We start from the raw sequence: 700 nt of genomic DNA, 5'->3' as shown, positions 1-700 counted from the left end.
ACGCCATTTGGACATGCGTTGAGAGCAGCAATAAAGCGTTGTTGATCCGCCGCAGTGAAAGCTTGTGATTCGGTTGCGATCTCTTCATTGAACGTCACAATGCCCGTTTCTACTTTGCCAAGCTCAGCTTTTAATAGCTCAGTGTAGTAGTTGAAAAGCTCTGCAAGCTTCTCTTGGTTTTCAGCAGGAACAGCAACTGTTACGAAAGCTTCGCGAGGAATAGCATTACGCAAACTACCACCACGGAATTCAACCAAGCGAAGATCCAACTCTTGTGCATGGCCCGCTAGGAATCGGCCAAGCAGTTTGTTGGCATTACCACGACCAGTGTGGATATCACAACCAGAGTGACCGCCTTTTAAACCCTTCAAGGTTAGCTGACGAGTCACAAAGCCAGTAGGGATCGCGTCGCGTTTGATGTCAAAAGTCATCGCACCATCGATACCACCAGCGCAGCCCATGTACACTTCGCCTTCTTGCTCGGAGTCGGTGTTTAGAAGAATATCACCTTCCAACCAACCTGCTTCAAGCCCGAATGCACCAGTCATGCCTGCTTCTTCATCAATTGTTAGTAGAACTTCAATTGGCCCATGTTTGATATCTTTAGATGCTAATACAGCCAGACAAGAAGCCATACCAATACCGTTGTCTGCACCAAGCGTCGTGCCTTTCGCTGTTACACACTCACCATCGATGTACG

General features: G+C 48.0%; 1 protein-coding gene. It reads right to left on the bottom strand.

All coding sequences use genetic code 11. The features are described from left to right. Positions 1 to 700 (bottom strand): peptidase dimerization domain-containing protein (locus R7O13_RS27125; RefSeq protein WP_318305233.1); only part of this gene is annotated, 700 nt, incomplete at both ends.

The sequence above is a fragment of the Vibrio sp. Y176 genome (assembly GCF_033438945.1).
This window is presented reverse-complemented; position numbering and strand designations above follow the sequence as displayed.